This is a genomic window from Aquirufa sp. A-Brett2-W8 (genome assembly GCF_054558755.1).
In genome coordinates this window covers 108,891-123,560 of record NZ_JBPXKS010000005.1, presented here as the reverse complement: position 1 = coordinate 123,560, position 14,670 = coordinate 108,891, and the positions used below count along the sequence as shown (strand labels likewise).

Genomic DNA, 14,670 nt, shown 5'->3' with positions numbered 1-14,670 from the left:
CAAAAAATTGCTAATTTTTCAGAAAATAATTTCATCAAGCTCGACCGCTCAATCAATAAATTTTAAAAAGGCTAATTAAACTAGTAGCTTTGTGCATAATCTGAACTGATGAGATCACTCGTATTTGTTTCCCTATTATTCTTAAGTGCGTGCGCCGGCGAGCAGAAAATGTATGTCCTGAACACTAGATGGAAAGATGCTCCACAACCTATGGCGATGGATTATTCAGATCCAGCCTCTTGGTCAGCTCTACCTGAAAAGAAAGATGCGGCAGATCTTGTTCCACATAAATCAACGTTAAAAGACGGACAAGCGGAGGCTAAAGCGGACGTTTTCTTTATACATCCTACCATTTTTACCTACAAACCGGAGAACGAATATGTATGGAATGCTTCGATGACGGATGCAACCTTAAATGCCGTGGTAGATAGCTCCACTATTTTAAATCAAGCCACCGTCTTTAATGCGGCAGGTCGAATTTATGCTCCACGCTACCGCCAAGCTCATTACCATGCCTTCATCACAGAGTTTAAAGAGGACAAAGCAGGGGCATTAAACCTAGCCTATTCCGATGTAAAAAGAGCCTTCGATTATTATTTAGCAAATGAGAACAAAGGAAGACCTATTATTATTGCAAGTCACAGCCAAGGAACGGTGCATGCGACGAGACTTTTAAAAGAATATTTTGATGGAAAAGGATTAGGCAAACAATTGGTGGCAGCTTATATCATCGGTATTGCAACGCCTAAGAATACATTTACCAACATACCGGTTTGCTCATCTGCAAATCAGACAGGTTGTTTTGTTGCTTATACGACATTTTTGCAAGGTTATTTACCACCTTGGCATCCAGGAACTGCGACAGAATTAGCATCGGTGAATCCTTTGACCTGGTCAACGGACGAGAATTTTGCCTCTAAAACGCAAAATGTAGGAGGTATATCCTATGGATTTAAGTTCGTAAAAGAATTTGCAGATGCCCAAAATCACTTAGGTCTTTTGTGGACAAATGTACCCTATGTACCCGGTCGCAGTTTTGTCAAATTGAAAAACTGGCATAAGGCCGATATTAATTTATATTACCAAAACATTAGAGAAAACGCTGTTTTACGTGTAAATACGTTCCTTAGCCAAAAATAATACTATGCCAAATTGCCTTGTCATTATGGCGGGAGGAATCGGAACTCGGTTTTGGCCCATCTCCAGAAGTACGTATCCCAAACAATTCCATGACGTTTTAGGCGTGGGGAAAACGATGTTGCAACAAACGGCAGAACGTTTCGAGGGAATTGTAGCGAAAGAAAATATCTATGTCGTGACCAGCGAAGAATTCGCCGGAATCGTTCAAGAACAGCTGCCTTATTTAAGCCCTGATCAGATCCTCAAAGAGCCCCAACGCAAAAATACCGCTCCTTGTATCGCTTATGCAGCCTATAAAATCAGCAAAAAGCACCCAAAAGCTAAACTAATCGTAGCTCCAGCAGATCATGTGATTTTAAAAGAGGAGGCATTTAAAGCCCGCATTAATGAAGCTATTGAAACGGCTAAAAGCGAACCCGTATTAGTGACTTTAGGAATCGTTCCCACTCGTCCTGACACGGGTTATGGTTATATTCAATTCCAAGAATCAAATGAAACTGCTAAAACGGTGAAAACCTTTACCGAGAAGCCGAACATTGAACTAGCAGATGCTTTTTTGGAAAGCGGGGACTATGTTTGGAACGCTGGAATTTTCGTTTTTGCTATACCTACTTTCAAGCATGAATTAACGAAACACTTGTCTCGCTTAGCGGAACAATTTGAAGAAGGCCGGGCATTTTATTATACAGAACAGGAGCCTGCCTTTATTCGTAAAGTGTATGCCGTTTGCAAAAGTATCTCGATGGATAATGGGATAATGGAAAAAGCGCGCGAGGTAAAGGTGATCTTAGCTGACATCTGCTGGTCTGATTTAGGTACTTGGAAATCCTTGCATGAAATTAACGAGAAAGACGGTAATCAGAATGCAGTGGATGCGAATGTTATGCTGTATGAAACGGCCGATTGCATCATTAAAGCCCCTAAAGATAAATTAGTTGTGATCCACGGTTTATCGAATTATATCGTGGCTGAACATGGAAACGTATTAATGATTTGTCCCAAAGACCAGGAACAACAAGTGAAACAATTCGTCGAAGATGCGACTAAATTAGACCCCAAATTTAGCTAGGATTCAATCACCTGAATTAAGGTATTGAAATCATTTATCAGGTGAATTCTAGACGGAAGTGGTTCTGGCGAATTCAAAACGTTATATCCGGTTAACATGATTTTTGTTTTAGGCATAAAGCGATCTAACTTTCTAGCATATTCCGGCAACTCGGGTAAAGCTGGTTCCGTGGTAAATACGCTGAACACATAATCCGGTTGGTGTATTTCATAAGCCAAACACAATTCCTCAAAAGGCAAAGATTGACCCAAATAAACTGCGGAATGTTGTCTCGCTCTGATTAAATAACTTGCAAAAAGTAATCCAATTTCATGCAACTCCCCTTCTGGAAGGTATAGCAAAAACTTTTTCGCGTTCGGCTTCGATTTTGCCATTTGTGAATCGATGGCAGCGATGATTTTTTGACGAATTAAATGCGTAATAAAGTGCTCTTGAGCAGGTCCAACTGAACCGGAAAGCCACAAAGTGCCTAGGCGGGTTAAGAAAGGATAAATCACCTTCAACATATAATTCTCAAAACCGTAGGCCTCCGTAATGATCTTCGTCAATTCTTGAAAACGGAACTCATCTAGGTCCATCATGGCGACGGTTAAAGCCTGAACGTGCTCCGGATAATCAAAATCGCCACCAGAAAGTTGTAAAATCTTTTCCGCAACTTCGGATTCCGTTAATCCTGCAATTTTGGAGATTTTAATCCCTCCCTTATTTTGGAGCGTAGCAATATTTAAAATACGCTTTAAATCATTATCACAATAGGTCCTGATTCCCGTCTCCGTACGCACAGGATGAAGCAAATGATATCGCTGCTCCCATATACGAATTGTATGGGCCTTAATACCACTGAAATTCTCTAAATCCTTTATTGAGTAAACGTTCATTCCCATGTTAACACAGTAGCTTTTAAAAATGTTTAAAAATTGAACTGAAGAAGTAGCCAATGTCCTAAGAAAAATAGGAATTGTAAAGCTGCTATTAATCTAAAAAGGCTCGATTTAGCAGGAAATGGGGTATTTTGGTAGGCCAAATGAAATAAAAATGAAGCTATCCACCAAGCCACAAAATTTTGAGCAGGCACCTGAATTCCAGCCCAAGTCCAGAAATCAAAATGAACCGCCACTGGCTCAATCAAGAAATCTAAGGCCGTCATCAATCCAGCTCCAATCGCCGCTTTACTTACTTTCCCTACAATATTCCATTCTTCCACTAAGGCATTCGTAGCCAGTAAAAGCACTAACCAATTCAATCCAATCGTAATAGGAACTTTAAGTAGCTGAAATCCTAAGGTTTTCCCGTAAGTGTATTCCCCAAAAATTAGACCCGTTCTTACTCCTTGCACTTCTAGAAACCACGCCGCCACGGCTACCATCCCTAAAAAAACATAGGCTTGCAACGAAGGTTTAGGGAAATATACCACACAGATAAAGGCCGTAAACCAAAGTGTTAGAGGTACTAAAGAGGTAAAAAGTGCCGCAGTTGCTGGCAAATGCATCCCGATTAAGCCGGCAGCATATAAGACAATCAAAAAACGTTTTAGAAATACAGGGTTCATACGATTGTTTTCTAAACAAATGTAAAGAAAATTAACAAAAAATGCCCCAGTATTTCTACTGAGGCATTTAGGGCGGATGATGGGATTCGAACCCACTACCCCTGGTACCACAAACCAGTGCTCTAACCGAGTGAGCTACAACCGCCATTTGGGACTGCAAAAATACGCAAAGCTTCCAATATTGCAAAAGAAAGCCGAAAAAAACGGGAGAATTTTCATCCTCCCGTTTTCCTAATTTATTTTTGAGCTGCTTGGTAACGCGCTTCCGCCTTATTCCAATCAACCACACTCCAAAATGCGTCGATATAATCTGGGCGCTTGTTTTGGAATTTCAAATAATACGCGTGCTCCCAAACATCTAATCCGATCACTGGGAATCCTTTCACGTCCGCTACATCCATCAATGGATTATCCTGGTTAGCCGTGCTAGAAACCGCAACTGAACCGTCTTTTTGAGCTACTAACCAAGCCCATCCTGAACCGAAACGTGTTAAACCCGCTTTTTTGAATTCTTCTTTGAAGGCATCAAAAGAACCGAATTTAGCATCAATCGCTTTCGCTAACGTTCCTACTGGAGCACCGCCGGCAGTTGGCGACAAGATATTCCAAAACAAATCGTGGTTAAAATGTCCACCACCGTTATTACGAACTGCTGGCGATAATTTTGAAATCGAAGCGAATAAATCCTCTAAAGATTTTCCTTCTAATTCCGTTCCAGCCACAGCTGCGTTCAAATTCGTCACATACGCATTGTGGTGACGGTCATGGTGGATTTCCATGGTTAATGCATCGAAATGCGGCTCTAGCGCATTGTTTGCATAAGGTAATGGGGCTAATGTAAAGGCCATGTGTTTGTTTATTTATTGTGAATGGTAAATGAATGGTAAATGGTGAATGGTGAATGGTAAATGGTGGATGATGCCAAAATTTACCAGTCATCATTTTATCAGTTTACTGATTAAAATTGGGTTTAAATTGGAACTCGAAGTTAGTTATAAAACTGAAATAATGGTGAGTTATTCTAACAATTTCGTATCCTATTAACAACTAAAATAAATTTAATTATGCTTTGGAAAATTCAACAACGCCTACATTACCTAGACAGTTTGCTTGCCTTACAAGCTACAGGAACGCCTAAAGAGCTAGCTAAAAAGCTTCAAATAACGGAAAGGGCATGGTACAATTTACGAGACGAACTTGTACACGACTTACATATTCCCATCATTTATGATACAAAGCAGAGGAGCTATGTATATCTAGAAAAAGGGTGTCTGAAAATGGGTTTCCATAGATCCGTGCAAACCAGCAAATAATCACTGAATTTCTAGTTCAGTGGATCCATTTACATTTGGAACAACTTACCATTTTGTAAGTCAAAACTAAAACTAACCACATGAAAAAGTTAACAGAAAAAGAATGCGCTCATCTCATAGGGGGATGGGATTTTACGCTAAAGATTTTTGGCTGGGAAATCTTGGAACACGTAGGGAATCGAAAAGGGGATAAGTGGCATTGGTGGTTTGAATAAATCCAAATAAGTTTCACCACCCCCTTCCTTTGTCGCATAAGGAAGGGGGCATTTATCCAACCAATATGAAAAAAAACCATCTTATTATATTTAGCTTTCTTTTCTTATGCCTATCGCATGAAAATTCCGCTCAAGCAAAAACTATTCAAACAGATAGTTTGCCAGAAGTTATTGTTAAAGGGAAAAGACTCGGGTATTCGAAATTAGTGAAAGAATGCTACACTAATTTTATCCGGATAACATCCCACGATTTCTCTCAAGAATTTACTGGTTTCTCTGTTTTAACTAGAAATGAGAAATCACAATTTGAATTAAGGGGACAAATTTTAGTGAATTTTAAAGATTACCAAAATCTGAATTATATTTTACTAGCCCAGCAAAATAAATTTCTACAAAATAAGCAGGAATCTAAAGAGGAGAATCTCACACTATATCCGATGGGTTTTCTAAATAAACTTGAATTGAAAGAAATTAAATCCATCATTAAATCAAATGGATATCAATTCAAAGCAATCAAGGAGAATGATGAAATTGTTGAACTAGTTTTCTATCCTAAGGACCCTCATTTCACATCTCAAAAACAAATCAGTAATTTGAAAAACTTAGAAGAACTAGTATCTGAAGACGCTAAGAGGTTTTACTATTTTGGAACACTAAAAATCAATAAACGCGATTTAGCCTTTGAAAGTATTGATATTCATCTGGTGAAAAGTAAAAAAAACACAACTGTTAGTTTGATTAAAAATTTCAAAGCATTCGACAAATATCAAATCAATAATGAACACTTCCAGTTACTTTTTAGCAAAAACAAACGGTTCTACCTATTGAAGTCCATTGATTTTAGAACAGAATGGCAACAAATAGATTTAGGCCAGACAAAAGAATTAGGGAAATTTCAGTCAATTGCACATTTTGATAATTCTTTACATTCGAAAACAGACTATGATTCTGTTAAGTACAATTTATATACTATTAGCCATCCATCTCCTTAAGATTAAAACAGGTGAATTCTGCAAGAAACCAATACAAAGCCTTTGTAATGCAACGAGGTGAATCTGATTGTGGAGTTGCTTGTCTTTTGTCAATTATTCGTTTTTACAAAGGCGATTGCGATTATGATGCACTTCAGATTTGGAGTAGTACGAATAAGAATGGAACTAGCTTAAAAGGCTTGAAGGAAGCTGCAAATCAGATGGGATTGGAAGCTGAGGCATTCTTGGCAGAAGAGCTAATTGATTTCAAAAAAGAGGCCACATTCCCTTGCATTCTTCATATCATCAACTGTAAAATGCAAAATCACTTTATTATTTGCTGCGAACCACCGAGCGAGAATTCCTTTACCATTTTTGATCCGGTAAAAGGCTTCGAAAATTGGGATGAAAATCAACTGTTATCCGTCTGGAAATCAAGAGCTGTATTGTTACTAGTGCCCCATCAAAATTTTATAAAATTCGGATTTGAATAGCAAATTATTCACCATTTACCATTTAAGTCTAGCGTCGCATCGAAAAGAACTCCCGTAATAGTTGTTCAGATTCGTTTGCCAAAACCCCGCTAACAATCTCTGTTTTCGGGTGTAAAATTCCTTTTCCTAGTTGCTCAAAACCGCGCTTCTCTTCCGAAGCACCGTACACTAATCGCCCTAGTTGTGACCAATAAATAGCTCCTGCACACATCAGGCAAGGTTCTAACGTCACGTAAAGTGTGCAATCTTTTAAATACTTAGCTCCGATGGTTTGGGCGGCGGAGGTGATCGCGATCATTTCAGCATGTGCTGTTACATCCGTCAAAATCTCTGTTTGATTATAGGCCTTTGCCACAATCTTTCCTTGGCAAACAACCACGGCGCCTACCGGAATTTCTTCCTCATCTAAAGCCCTTTCCGCCTGTTTCAGCGCTAAGCTCATATAATATTCATCCTCGTTTGGAATCATATAACGTCTGATAGTTTAGTCAAGCGATTACGCAAATAGAAATCCAATAAGACAATCGCAGACATCGCCTCCACAATAGGAACCGCGCGCGGCACGACACAAGGATCGTGACGGCCCTTGCCCGAAACAACAATTTTTTCGCCTGATTCGTTCAAACTATCCTGATCCTGCATAATTGTAGCTACCGGCTTGAATCCGACACGGAAATAAATAGGCTCCCCATTGGAAATACCGCCTTGAATTCCTCCTGAATGATTCGTCAAAGTACTTACTTTGCCTGCCTCATCCTTCACAATAATATCGTTATGCTGCGAACCGCGTAATTCAACGCCGTCAAAACCTGAACCATATTCAAAGCCCTTTACTGCATTGATGCTTAACATCGCTTTGCCTAATTCGGCATGTAATTTATCGAAAACTGGTTCACCTAAACCGATCGGACATCCCGTAATATAAGCGGATACTACTCCACCTACGGAGTCGCCTTGCTTGCGGATTTCATCGATATAAGTAAACATTTCTGCCGCTAATTTCGCGTCTGGGCAACGTACCGCATTAGTTTCGGCTACTGCTAAATCCAATTGCTCGACGGGGGTCGTTAATTTCAACGTTCCTACTTGAGAGACGTAGGCAGTGATTTTGACGCCTAATTGCTGTAATACTAATTTGGCCAAAGCCCCAGCAGCCACTCGCGCCACCGTTTCTCTCGCCGAGCTACGGCCACCTCCGAGGTAATCGCGAACGCCGTATTTTTCCTGGTACGTATAATCTGCATGCGAGGGACGGAATTGATCCGCAATGTGCGAATAGTCCTTCGAGCGTTGGTCACCATTCCAAACTAACATAGCTATCGGTGTTCCCGTAGTTTTTGCTTCAAAAACACCCGAAACCACTTCCACTGAATCTGCTTCCTTGCGTTGCGTCGTAATACGCGATTGACCCGGCTTGCGGCGATCTAATTCCGACTGAATAAAATCCAAATCGAAATTTACCCCAGCAGGACAACCCGTTACCACGACACCCACAGCAGCGCCATGTGACTCGCCGAACGTGCTAATTTGAAATATTTTACCGTAGATACTGCCCATAATATTATTTTTTGGCCTTCGTCATTAAAAAGACAAGCCAGACTAAAATCAATCCTAACAGAACATTCAAAATGAATCTCCAATCCTTCCAATGATACGCTTCCATTTTATCAGAAAGAAGTTTTTCCACTCCCCGATACAACAACATCGTCTCCGACTGCGTGTTAAGTAAACGATCAGATGGCTGACCGCTAACCGCTAAATTTGCCTCCGAACGCAAGGTATCGTAGGTCGCCGTTCGCGTATTAAAGAAGATCCAATTAAAATAGGATTTCAATGCAAATTTACCCGGTTGAGATGGAATAATTAGTATTTTCTCTGTTTTATTCCCTAACATTTTATCGCCGTAGGGATAAACCGAGCTTTGGGTCCCTAAAGAAATGAAGTTAAGGAAGTAATCCGACTCCATTAATTTCGAATCCCAAAGAATACTATTCCCATCTCCCACAACGCTAGATACATATAAAACGGAATCCCCTGTTTGAACCTGATTTTTAGACAAGGATTCTTCTAAGCGAAAATCCCCTACCGGAACTTTTCCTTTCAATGGGTGATTAGGTAATTCTTTAAGACTGATAACAAACGGTTTAGAGCTAAAGATGACCTTTTCTGCATTCTTTAATAAGGCTAAACTCAATGCAGGAATAACTATTTGCTTTGCATCTAAAGCAAAAAAGGTGGATTGAAAAAAGCGGTACTCGGTATATTTCTTATTCTTATATACGACCTTAGACACTTTCACTTCTTGCAAACCAAAACTCTCCTCCCAACAATTTTTAGGTTTGATTTTCTGAATCAAAGCAGGAATCTGGACATCATTTCGATCGAAACTGAAGCGGGTTACATTATCATCGGGGATAAATAAGGAAAATTTCAAGGTAAATCCTTGACCCACAAAAGGTTGGAATTGCGTGGACGTAACGGCAAGAAAAACGGAGTTTTGGCCCTTAAAAAGATCCTCAATTTGTGCCTTATTTTCTTCTACTACCTCTTCCTTTTGTTCAGATGGACTTATAATTAAAGCAAAGCCTTCCATTTTCAAGGATTGTTGATTAACAATTACTTCCGCTGGGGGAATTAATAAAGTTCCCGGCATGGGGGCCTGATAATATTGAGAATAAGTAAAGGAATAAACTGGTTCCCCATTTTGAATGTCGGTGGCCTTAGACCTCGACACCCCTAACTTTCTTAGCCCAGGTAATTCCGGAAATTTATAGTTCGGTGTTTCGACGCTTGCATTCGCGGATTTAATCACAAATGACAATGAAAAATTAGTATCCTGCGTCATTGCTTTCTCCCCCATGAGCAAAGTTGCCTGGGCCTTTAGCTCAATTGCAGCAAGAGAAAACAATAAAATGAAGATGATAATCTGTCTCATTCCCGCAATTTAAGAAATCCTGCAGTCATTGACCTCATAATCAGAAAATTCGCAATCGAAAAGATATGCCTAAGGCAAAATAATAATCTTCGGGCCGGGTAAAACTTTGTCCTGCTGACACATCTAATTTAATATCTTCATTCAGATAGTAGGCAAAGCCTGCATCGTAGGAATGATCTGCAAATTCAGAGGCGGGGAAACGCCCAAAAACCTCCACATACGCATACCCTTTTTTACCAATTAGCATATTAGGGGCCACTCGATAAATTCCCTCAAAAGAGCCATTCGAATGTAATTCCGTTCCCAGATTATAACCAACTCCAAATCGTTTATTTAAATCATTTTGCAGGGTAAATACCACATCTCCAATGGAGTGGCCTCTCAAATTTTTCTCTGAAAAATCACGGTTTTGGTGGTCCCAATTATAATGAACGATGACAGAGGTTCTGGGTTTCCAGCCGGAAGGCTCCATTAAGGCCCATTTGAATCCCACAGCCTCTGTTTGAAAACGAGTTTCCTTTCCAGGCTCTTGAGCTAAAACAGAAACGTAACGCAATTCGAATCGTTTGCTTACCCCATATTTTAGTAAGGAGGTGGGAAATAAATTTTCGGATGTGGCCCGATTAAACCCTATTTCAGCTTGTAAATACCCTTTTTTAACAATAAATGGGCACTCCGTCTGATCAGGACGATCCGTTTCTATTCTACCTTCACTTTGAGCAAAGGCGAATAGGGGGAACAATAAAAAAATGGCTAAGCGCACAAACATGTGCGAAGATAGTAATTTTTAGTCTAGTCTAAAAATTTATTTAGAAGAGCCTCTCAACGTAAATCCAAGTGCTCCATAAAATTCAGCAAAATAGATTGCCTGCTCCGCATGATCAACTGAACGGCCCGTCGTATGAATATCCCATAATTTAGTTGCCCCTGTTTTAATGGTCGTTTCAAAGAACAATAATTTAGACAAATTAAACTTCAAGCCTGTCTTCAGAGAAGCGCCCCCGCCAGCTAGATTCCAAAAATTATTCTGACCTACTCCGAAAACATGCACGTCCGAACGTGGAACCAAGGCTCCGATTCCGACACCTTGCATCCAGTCAATGGCAAAACGCCCTTTCGTGCTCTGATATAATTGATTATAATGCTCTAATTCAATCGACGCATAATTATAGCCATCTGTATGTTCCAAGTGAACAAATTTAACGGGATCTAGCATTAATGGCGTTTGATTGAATGTACCGATATAGGCCGGATCCACCGCAATGGAGGGAGAAGAGGATTGCGCATTGACGAAACCATTCACTTTCACTGTTTGGCCATCTGTCACCACATATTTCATGTGATCCCAACCGATACTAATGGATAAATTATCTTTTATAAAATAGCCTGCATGAAAATTAAATTGCGGAATAGATAGCAATCCCGGATCCACGTAAGTTTTAAATTCGCTAAAGGGAGTGGGTGCATCTAAGGCTTGCGCATTTAACAACGTAAAATCATAACCCGGTCCTACAAAACGAATGTCAGAATTTGCATACGTTGACCGATTATAGCCCCAAGTAATATAATAGGAACCTTTTTTATTCGTTTGTTGTGAAAAAGACGAAAGGCTAATTAAACTTAGAAGGACTAAAAATAGGATTTTTTTCATTTTGTGAATCTAAAATTCAAGCTACAAAGTTGAGCATTTTTTCCTTGGTTTAAATACCAAAAACTTGATATTCATCAGAAAATCCGATAACAATAACTATAATTCATTCATATTGCCGTAAATTGCATCTCCAATTCATTACCATCATCTTATGAGAAAACCATCTGCGAAATTTGAATACAAAACCTTCTCGTTAGGAGAGCAACTAACGGAGGAGCAGAAAGAATACTTCAAGAAGTATGGCGTAATTCATTTTAAAAAATTCATTGATCCTACAACTGCGGAACTTTTCATTTCAGAATTAGCGAAAATTGAGAAGATGTGGTTAGAAGAAGGTATCGAAAAAGTCAAAGGCACTCCACTTAAGTTTGGTAAGGATCATGAAGGAAATCCGATGATTCAACGCATGTGCTTTACGAATCAATATAGCCCAATCTTAGCCGAATTATTAAAAGATCCTCGTCTGCAATTGATGATTGAATTATTAGGCCCTTACGAAGGTCGAATCAGCGAGGATGAAAAAGATGGCCTTGTTTTCAATCATTACATCAACGAGCCTAATTCGAAGTTTAGCCAAATGGGCTGGCATACAGATAGCCCTCGTGATTTATTCTTAGGTCAAAAGATTCTTCCTATGTTAAACGTAGGTATTCACTTAGATAATTGCCCTTCTTCGAATGGCGGTCTTCGGGTTTTACCAGGAACACATACGCAAGGAGTTTTGAAATTATTGTTTGGGAAAAAGCAATTCATCGATCACAAACCTGATGCGCGCGAAGCGGCATTCGAGATAGAGCGAGGAGACTTAACTATTCACGATGGTCGATTATGGCATCGAGTAGAGGTTTCGCCTAATGTAGGAGAAAAATCCCGTCGCCGAGTAATGTATATTCCCATCATTACTGGGAAGTACAAGCCTAAAAATGATAATAGCAAAACGCCATTCTACCACCGATTTACGAAAGTGGTAACAAAATAAAAAAAGCGACTCTTTCGAAGGGTCGCTTTTTTATTATGATTTAGATTCTAAATACGATTGCAAAATGATCGTGGCTGATACCCGGTCGACTGTTCCTTTTTCTCTGCGATCTTTCTTCGACATCCCACCCGCAATCATCGCCTGCATGGCTAGCTTGGAGGTAAAACGTTCGTCGTGTTCTTCTAAAGGAATTAAAGGAAATCTCTTGCGAAAACTTTTGATAAAAATACGAACACCGGCCGTGGAATCTGTGTCGGTATTATCCAGATTTTTGGGCATTCCGATGACGACTTGATCCACTGTTTCTTTAGCAAAATAGGTTTGCAAAAAGACTAATAAAGTATGCGTAGGAACAGTATCTAGGCCATTCGCAATAATCTGCAAGGGATCCGTCACCGCAATTCCTGTTCGCTTTAATCCGAAATCGATGGCTAATATTCTACCCATCTTAGGATTTTAAATATCCTTTATCGCGTAAAATCTTATCTAATAATTTCTTGTCATTATCGTTATTAAATACGGTGAATGGCAAGTGCAAGAATTGGAATTTACCCATTTCAAGGACATACGCTTTTTTATCTTTATAAGCCCCTAAAATCATGTCCCACTTGATCATTCCGCCCTCTTTATCAGAAAGTTTCATGAAGATTTGGCGACTGTCGATTTCGTAACGGTACTTATCAAAAAGCTGCTTGTATTGAGCTAATTGTGTGATTCCTGTAAATTGAATTAACCAGAAAAGGATATAAGCGATCACCGCAACAGCGATAAAAATATAGATCCAGTAGTTCTTGTAAGTCCCTGTTAAATTTAAAGCCACATTTCCTAAAATGAGAGCCAAAGGAATGAATGCAAATTTCCATTGGTTCGAGAAAAGTTGACGCATGCACAACCCCACAAACTTATTTTTCTCTAAAGCGAATTTCTTCGTTTTAATAGCTAAAGGATTAGAAGGTGCTTGCATTTGGCGCTGTTGAGCACCGTACATTTTAGACATAATTGAATGATTTTAAACGCTATTTAAGGCATAAAGGTACGAAAATTGAATAATTTTGGTAATTTTAAATCACACAATTTACATTAAAGCGTTTGCTATGTCTGCCAAACAAGTCCTTGACGGTCCTGCCCTCCTCCAAAAGATCCGACGAATTGCCTTTCAAATCTATGAGAATAACTTCGAAGAGTCCGAAATTGTTATCGCAGGAATCGTAGGTGAAGGCTTTGCTTTCGCCGAAATGCTATGTGAAGAGATTAAGGCGATCTCTAAAATCAAAGCTATTCCAGTCAAGATTGATTTAAATAAGGAGCAACCTTACGAACGTCCAGTAAAATTTGAAGGAGGAACGGATGCCCTTGAAAATAAAGTCATCATTGTGGTGGACGACGTTTTGAACACAGGCCGTACGTTCTCTTATAGTTTAGCCCCTTTCTTAAGTATGCATGTGAAGCGCATACAGGTGGCGGTGATTGTGGATCGCAATTACAAAAGGTTCCCTATTTCTGCGGATTACAAAGGATATGAACTTTCCACTACGCTCTCAGAGCATGTGCAAGTGATCTTAAGTGATCCAGCAAAAAGAGGGGTGTATTTAGCTTAGTTTTTTTGCCAAATCTCCCAAGCCTTGTCGGCTTGTCCATGCAACATCTCCAGACCGGAATAGATTCCGCCCACTTTATTTTCTAGACCTGCGCTTAAAAAAGCTGTTTCTAAAGGGTTATATACGATGTCGTATAAATAATGTTGCTTATTCAGTAATTCGTAAGGAATCGGCGGTTTGTCATCTACCTTGGGGAACATCCCTAACGGAGTTGTATTCACGATTAAGCCGATTTCTTCCATTAAATCAGGCATTTGTTCATAGGTGACTGTTTCTTCAGATGCTTGGCGTGACACTTTAATGACTTCAAAACCTAAGTCTTGCAAAGCCACAATTATTGCTTTTGCAGCTCCGCCCTGTCCTAAAACGCAGGCCTTTAGGGATTCGAAATTTTTGAATTTGTCCCAAAACTCGACAGTCGTCCTAAATCCCCAATAATCCGTATTATAACCTCTGGTATATCCGTCTTCCGCGATTTTGATGGTATTTACAGCACCTATTTGGGCAGCTGCAAGATCGATTTCATCTAATAGTGGCATCACTGCCTGCTTATAGGGAATCGTTACATTCAAACCCCGTAAATTCGGATTAGAAGTAATTATAGCCTTGAATTCTTCAATCGTGGGAATGGGGAGTTGTTCATAGGCATGCGTTTTAGACAGACCCAAATTTTCAAATTTCTCCGTGAAATATTGCTTGGAAAAGGAATGACCTAAAGGAAATCCGATTAACCCATACAGCTGAGTAATTACCATC

18 protein-coding genes and 1 tRNA gene are annotated in these 14,670 nt (G+C 39.6%); 7 read left to right on the top strand and 12 right to left on the bottom strand.

Annotation, left to right across the window (positions count from 1 at the left end):
* Positions 1-108: 108 nt before the first annotated feature.
* Complete coding sequence (locus ACST13_RS05675; protein WP_459522248.1) at positions 109-1,140, top strand: DUF3089 domain-containing protein; 1,032 nt, start codon at positions 109-111, stop codon at positions 1,138-1,140.
* 4 nt (positions 1,141-1,144) lie between these two features.
* Entirely contained in the window at positions 1,145-2,209 is a 1,065-nt protein-coding gene (locus ACST13_RS05670) for a mannose-1-phosphate guanylyltransferase (RefSeq protein ID WP_459522247.1), read from the top strand.
* Here the strand turns inward: ACST13_RS05670 and ACST13_RS05665 are convergent.
* The 4 genes from ACST13_RS05665 to ACST13_RS05650 form a co-directional block, all read right to left on the bottom strand.
* The gene (locus ACST13_RS05665; RefSeq protein ID WP_459522246.1) at positions 2,206-3,087 is read right to left on the bottom strand and encodes a MerR family transcriptional regulator; all 882 of its coding nucleotides are present in this window, start codon (positions 3,085-3,087) and stop codon (positions 2,206-2,208) included. The genes ACST13_RS05670 and ACST13_RS05665 overlap by 4 nt on opposite strands.
* 32 nt (positions 3,088-3,119) lie before the next feature.
* Positions 3,120-3,758 carry a carotenoid biosynthesis protein gene (locus ACST13_RS05660; protein WP_459522245.1) on the bottom strand — a complete coding sequence of 213 codons (639 nt, stop codon included), beginning with the start codon at positions 3,756-3,758 and terminating at the stop codon, positions 3,120-3,122.
* Between the two features lie 71 nt (positions 3,759-3,829).
* Positions 3,830-3,903: transfer RNA gene (locus ACST13_RS05655), tRNA-His, on the bottom strand.
* 91 nt (positions 3,904-3,994) lie between these two features.
* The gene (locus ACST13_RS05650; RefSeq protein WP_459522244.1) at positions 3,995-4,606 is read right to left on the bottom strand and encodes a superoxide dismutase; all 612 of its coding nucleotides are present in this window, start codon (positions 4,604-4,606) and stop codon (positions 3,995-3,997) included.
* Between the two features lie 545 nt (positions 4,607-5,151).
* Between ACST13_RS05650 and ACST13_RS05645 the strand changes: the two genes are divergently transcribed.
* From ACST13_RS05645 to ACST13_RS05635, 3 genes are all read left to right on the top strand, one after another.
* The gene (locus ACST13_RS05645) at positions 5,152-5,286 is read left to right on the top strand and encodes a hypothetical protein (protein ID WP_459522243.1); all 135 of its coding nucleotides are present in this window, start codon (positions 5,152-5,154) and stop codon (positions 5,284-5,286) included.
* 65 nt (positions 5,287-5,351) lie between these two features.
* The gene (locus ACST13_RS05640) at positions 5,352-6,278 is read left to right on the top strand and encodes a hypothetical protein (protein WP_459522242.1); all 927 of its coding nucleotides are present in this window, start codon (positions 5,352-5,354) and stop codon (positions 6,276-6,278) included.
* A gap of 47 nt (positions 6,279-6,325) precedes the next feature.
* Entirely contained in the window at positions 6,326-6,751 is a 426-nt protein-coding gene (locus ACST13_RS05635) for a cysteine peptidase family C39 domain-containing protein (protein ID WP_459522241.1), read from the top strand.
* A 28-nt stretch (positions 6,752-6,779) separates the two neighbouring features.
* Here ACST13_RS05635 and ACST13_RS05630 read toward each other — a convergent pair whose 3' ends face one another.
* The 5 genes from ACST13_RS05630 to ACST13_RS05610 are packed head-to-tail and all read right to left on the bottom strand — an operon-like array spanning position 6,780 to position 11,337.
* Complete coding sequence (locus tag ACST13_RS05630) at positions 6,780-7,220, bottom strand: nucleoside deaminase (protein WP_459522240.1); 441 nt, start codon at positions 7,218-7,220, stop codon at positions 6,780-6,782.
* Complete coding sequence (gene aroC / locus ACST13_RS05625) at positions 7,217-8,308, bottom strand: chorismate synthase (protein ID WP_459522239.1); 1,092 nt, start codon at positions 8,306-8,308, stop codon at positions 7,217-7,219. The genes ACST13_RS05630 and aroC overlap by 4 nt, the downstream gene beginning before the upstream one ends.
* Before the next feature lie 4 nt (positions 8,309-8,312).
* Positions 8,313-9,686 (bottom strand): BatD family protein, encoded by a 1,374-nt coding sequence (locus ACST13_RS05620; protein WP_459522238.1) that lies wholly within the window; start codon positions 9,684-9,686, stop codon positions 8,313-8,315.
* 40 nt (positions 9,687-9,726) lie between these two features.
* A complete protein-coding gene (locus ACST13_RS05615; RefSeq protein WP_459522237.1) occupies positions 9,727-10,455 on the bottom strand; it encodes a transporter in 729 nt (242 codons plus the stop codon).
* Positions 10,456-10,491: 36 nt separating this feature from the next.
* Entirely contained in the window at positions 10,492-11,337 is an 846-nt protein-coding gene (locus ACST13_RS05610; protein ID WP_459522236.1) for a hypothetical protein, read from the bottom strand.
* 151 nt (positions 11,338-11,488) lie between these two features.
* Here ACST13_RS05610 and ACST13_RS05605 point away from each other — a divergent pair, with 151 nt between their 5' ends.
* Positions 11,489-12,316: a phytanoyl-CoA dioxygenase family protein gene (locus ACST13_RS05605; RefSeq protein ID WP_459522235.1), complete on the top strand. Its 828-nt coding sequence runs from the start codon at positions 11,489-11,491 to the stop codon at positions 12,314-12,316.
* A 33-nt stretch (positions 12,317-12,349) separates the two neighbouring features.
* Here ACST13_RS05605 and ruvX read toward each other — a convergent pair whose 3' ends face one another.
* Together ruvX and ACST13_RS05595 are read right to left on the bottom strand one after the other, a co-directional pair.
* Positions 12,350-12,763, bottom strand: a complete 414-nt coding sequence (gene ruvX, locus ACST13_RS05600) for a Holliday junction resolvase RuvX (RefSeq protein ID WP_459522234.1) — start codon at positions 12,761-12,763, stop codon at positions 12,350-12,352.
* Position 12,764: 1 nt separating this feature from the next.
* Complete coding sequence (locus ACST13_RS05595) at positions 12,765-13,313, bottom strand: YcxB family protein (RefSeq protein ID WP_459522233.1); 549 nt, start codon at positions 13,311-13,313, stop codon at positions 12,765-12,767.
* A gap of 97 nt (positions 13,314-13,410) precedes the next feature.
* Here ACST13_RS05595 and ACST13_RS05590 point away from each other — a divergent pair, with 97 nt between their 5' ends.
* Positions 13,411-13,914, top strand: coding sequence for a phosphoribosyltransferase family protein (locus tag ACST13_RS05590; RefSeq protein ID WP_459522232.1), 504 nt, complete (start codon positions 13,411-13,413; stop codon positions 13,912-13,914).
* Here ACST13_RS05590 and ACST13_RS05585 read toward each other — a convergent pair.
* On the bottom strand, positions 13,911-14,669 hold the full coding sequence (locus tag ACST13_RS05585) for a shikimate dehydrogenase family protein (RefSeq protein ID WP_459522231.1): 759 nt from the start codon (positions 14,667-14,669) through the stop codon (positions 13,911-13,913). The two genes, ACST13_RS05590 and ACST13_RS05585, sit on opposite strands and share 4 nt — an antisense overlap.
* Between the last annotated feature and the right edge of the window lies 1 nt (position 14,670).

Excerpts from the sequence above, each read along its gene's own strand:
- ACST13_RS05675 (WP_459522248.1), top strand. The coding sequence starts at position 109 with ATGAGATCACTCGTATTTGTTTCCCTATTATTCTTAAGTGCGTGCGCC.
- ACST13_RS05670 (WP_459522247.1), top strand. The coding sequence starts at position 1,145 with ATGCCAAATTGCCTTGTCATTATGGCGGGAGGAATCGGAACTCGGTTT.
- ACST13_RS05665 (WP_459522246.1), bottom strand. The coding sequence starts at position 3,087 with ATGAACGTTTACTCAATAAAGGATTTAGAGAATTTCAGTGGTATTAAG.
- ACST13_RS05660 (WP_459522245.1), bottom strand. The coding sequence starts at position 3,758 with ATGAACCCTGTATTTCTAAAACGTTTTTTGATTGTCTTATATGCTGCC.
- ACST13_RS05650 (WP_459522244.1), bottom strand. The coding sequence starts at position 4,606 with ATGGCCTTTACATTAGCCCCATTACCTTATGCAAACAATGCGCTAGAG.
- ACST13_RS05645 (WP_459522243.1), top strand. The coding sequence starts at position 5,152 with ATGAAAAAGTTAACAGAAAAAGAATGCGCTCATCTCATAGGGGGATGG.
- ACST13_RS05640 (WP_459522242.1), top strand. The coding sequence starts at position 5,352 with ATGAAAAAAAACCATCTTATTATATTTAGCTTTCTTTTCTTATGCCTA.
- ACST13_RS05635 (WP_459522241.1), top strand. The coding sequence starts at position 6,326 with ATGCAACGAGGTGAATCTGATTGTGGAGTTGCTTGTCTTTTGTCAATT.
- ACST13_RS05630 (WP_459522240.1), bottom strand. The coding sequence starts at position 7,220 with ATGATTCCAAACGAGGATGAATATTATATGAGCTTAGCGCTGAAACAG.
- aroC (WP_459522239.1), bottom strand. The coding sequence starts at position 8,308 with ATGGGCAGTATCTACGGTAAAATATTTCAAATTAGCACGTTCGGCGAG.
- ACST13_RS05620 (WP_459522238.1), bottom strand. The coding sequence starts at position 9,686 with ATGAGACAGATTATCATCTTCATTTTATTGTTTTCTCTTGCTGCAATT.
- ACST13_RS05615 (WP_459522237.1), bottom strand. The coding sequence starts at position 10,455 with ATGTTTGTGCGCTTAGCCATTTTTTTATTGTTCCCCCTATTCGCCTTT.
- ACST13_RS05610 (WP_459522236.1), bottom strand. The coding sequence starts at position 11,337 with ATGAAAAAAATCCTATTTTTAGTCCTTCTAAGTTTAATTAGCCTTTCG.
- ACST13_RS05605 (WP_459522235.1), top strand. The coding sequence starts at position 11,489 with ATGAGAAAACCATCTGCGAAATTTGAATACAAAACCTTCTCGTTAGGA.
- ruvX (WP_459522234.1), bottom strand. The coding sequence starts at position 12,763 with ATGGGTAGAATATTAGCCATCGATTTCGGATTAAAGCGAACAGGAATT.
- ACST13_RS05595 (WP_459522233.1), bottom strand. The coding sequence starts at position 13,313 with ATGTCTAAAATGTACGGTGCTCAACAGCGCCAAATGCAAGCACCTTCT.
- ACST13_RS05590 (WP_459522232.1), top strand. The coding sequence starts at position 13,411 with ATGTCTGCCAAACAAGTCCTTGACGGTCCTGCCCTCCTCCAAAAGATC.
- ACST13_RS05585 (WP_459522231.1), bottom strand. The coding sequence starts at position 14,669 with ATGGTAATTACTCAGCTGTATGGGTTAATCGGATTTCCTTTAGGTCAT.